We start from the raw sequence: 2,634 nt of genomic DNA on the forward strand, positions 1-2,634 counted from the left end.
AAAACAATGCTCAATCTGAAACAAATTTACACAACTTAATAGTAGATGGTAAAAAGGTAAATAAAATAATCTTCAGTCAGTTATTAACTGCTGTTTTAGTTATTTATTTAATAATTACACCTTTTTTGTATAGAAAATTTGAAGGCATTAAAAAATTGGCGAACTTATTTGCTGTGCCAATTGTAAAATGGCATCAAACCATTGCTTTTCTAATTTGCACCGGATTGTTAGCTTTTATGAGTTCAGATAGAAAATGGGAATTGTACGAACTAGCTTTTGGAGTAATATTCTTCTTAATATTTTTAAATCCTTTAAATAAAAGTATTTATTCTAAGTAAAGAATTTTCGATTAAACATTTTAAATAGTTTGTAAAATATAGTGGCATAAACTGCACCAATTATTCCTCCTGTAATTATATCTAAAGGAAAATGTACACCAATATAAATTCTACTATACCCAACTAATAACGCCCAAATTATTAAAAAATAAGAAATGTATTTTATTTTTTCTTTCAAAAGAAAACTAAAAAATACTGTAATTGCCATAGCATTAGAGGCGTGCGCAGAAAAATAGGAATACAACCCGCCACAGCGTTCTTTAACTAATCTAATTAAATGTGCAATATTCTCATCATGGCAAGGTCTTAGTCTTTTAAAACCATATTTAAACAAATTACTGGTTTGATCTGAAGCAGCTATTAAAACAGCTATAAACAGCACTAAAACTACTGTTCTTCTTAAACCGTAGTATTTAAATGTAACATAAAGTAGTAAAATATATAATGGGATAGCACTAAACTTATTTGTTATAATAAGCCAAAAACCATCCCATTGAGTTGTTCCTAAATTATTTAGGAAAATTAGTAATTCAATATCTTTATCAATAATTGATTCTATCATTGATTACTAAATTGTATTATTAATTATTTGATTTTTCTAGCGAAACCAGTTCTATTTCAAAAACTAAATCCGTATTTGGTGGAATTAGTTTACCAGCCCCTTGTGCACCATATCCTAAATGTGCGGGTATAAAAAGCATTGCCTTATCACCAATTTTTAATTGCTGTAATCCTTCTTTAAAACCCGAAATTAAACGAGCTTCTGGTCCATATTCACTTGTAAAAGGAGCATATCCATTTTTTTTATCTCTATTTGCGTCATACGTCCCATACGCTTTTGCAACTTCCTTATAACTTGTATCAAATAATTTACCATTTGTAAAATATCCCGCATAGGCGACCTTAACTTTAGCACCAGTTGCAGGAGTTTCACCATTTTTAGTTTCAGTTATAAAAATTTTTAGACCCGAAGCCAATTCAGTTGCTTTTGATCTGTTCTCGGTGAATCTTTGTAATGCATTTGAAGTAGCCTTCTCAATTTTTTCTTGGGTTGCTTTTAATTCCTTTTCGTAATCAACATAAAAATTATCAAATACTTTAGCAGCCTTAAATTTTTTGGCAGCTCTTCCTACTTTAATAATCTCAAGCATTTTAATGGTATCATTCTGAACAATAGAATCAACAACAGCTTGCCCTTTTAACACATTTCCAAACACAGTATGAATTCCATCTAACCAAGGCGTTTCTTTGTGTGTAATAAAAAACTGACTTCCATTTGTATTTGGTGGTCCCCAATTAGCCATAGACAAAACACCTGGTTTATCGTGTTTTAAAATTAAATTCCCTTCATTATCTTTTGGAAATTCATCAATAAATTTATATCCAGGACCTCCAGAACCTGTTGCTAAAGGATCGCCTGTTTGAACCATAAAATTATTGAGTACTCTATAAAAAGTTAGCCCGTTGTAAAAATTAATTCCTTTTAAGGAATCTGTAACTTGTTTATTTGTCCCATTAACCAACGAAACAAAATTTGCCACCGTTATTGGTGTTTTTTCAAATTCGAGTTTTAATAAAATTGTACCTTTATTAGTTACCATGTCAGCATACATACCATCTTCTAAATCTGCATATTTAGTTGGTTTGCACGCTGATACGGATAACACTAGTAAAATTACAACTAGCTGTAATAATCTCATGTTAACTTTTATTATTGAACAATCTCTAACAATTCAACTTCAAAAACCAATACATCAAATGGTTTGATTTTTCCACCTGCTCTTGGTGTAGCACCATATCCTAAATCTTGAGGAACAAAGAATTTATATTTTGAACCAACAGACATTAACTGTAAACCTTCTGTCCATCCTTTTATTACTTGGTTCGCAAAAAACTCAGACGGAGTTCCTCTATCAACAGAACTATCGAATATTGTACCGTCAGTTAAAGTACCATGATAATGTACTTTTACTTTTGAAGTTGCTACAGGCTTTTCACCGCTTCCTTCTTTCATTACAATATATTGTAAACCACTTTCTGTTGTTACAACACCTTCTTTAGTTTTGTTTTCTTCTAAGAATTTTTCACCTGCAGCTTTTGATTCAGCAAAATCTGTTTCTGCTTTTTTTGCAGCAGCTTCTTGTTGTTCTTTCATTTTTTCTTGTTGCAATTTTTGAAAATATGCATTAATTACAGTATTAAGGTCTTTAGAATCTAACAACATATTTGTTGAGTCTATTCCATTTTTCACCCCTTGAATATATGCGTTTTGATTAATATCATCAAAATTCATTTT

3 protein-coding genes and 1 pseudogene are annotated in these 2,634 nt (G+C 30.4%); 1 reads left to right on the top strand and 3 read right to left on the bottom strand.

What is annotated here, in order from left to right; translation table 11 throughout:
- Positions 1–338: pseudogene (locus AB1Z17_RS08515) on the top strand (hypothetical protein); the annotation flags it as partial.
- Here the strand turns inward: AB1Z17_RS08515 and AB1Z17_RS08520 are convergent.
- The 3 genes from AB1Z17_RS08520 to AB1Z17_RS08530 all read right to left on the bottom strand — a co-directional run.
- The gene (locus AB1Z17_RS08520) at positions 331–900 is read right to left on the bottom strand and encodes a phosphatase PAP2 family protein (RefSeq protein ID WP_368051380.1); all 570 of its coding nucleotides are present in this window, start codon (positions 898–900) and stop codon (positions 331–333) included. The pseudogene AB1Z17_RS08515 and the gene AB1Z17_RS08520 sit on opposite strands and share 8 nt — an antisense overlap.
- A 19-nt stretch (positions 901–919) precedes the next feature.
- Positions 920–2,038 (bottom strand): peptidylprolyl isomerase, encoded by a 1,119-nt coding sequence (locus AB1Z17_RS08525; RefSeq protein WP_368051381.1) that lies wholly within the window; start codon positions 2,036–2,038, stop codon positions 920–922.
- An 11-nt stretch (positions 2,039–2,049) separates the two neighbouring features.
- The coding region (locus AB1Z17_RS08530; RefSeq protein ID WP_368051382.1) for an FKBP-type peptidyl-prolyl cis-trans isomerase at positions 2,050–2,634 on the bottom strand (585 nt) is incomplete at its 5' end.

Origin of the sequence: Lutibacter sp. (assembly GCF_040883305.1) — a bacterium.
In the GTDB taxonomy this organism is placed as follows: Bacteria; Bacteroidota; Bacteroidia; order Flavobacteriales; family Flavobacteriaceae; genus Lutibacter.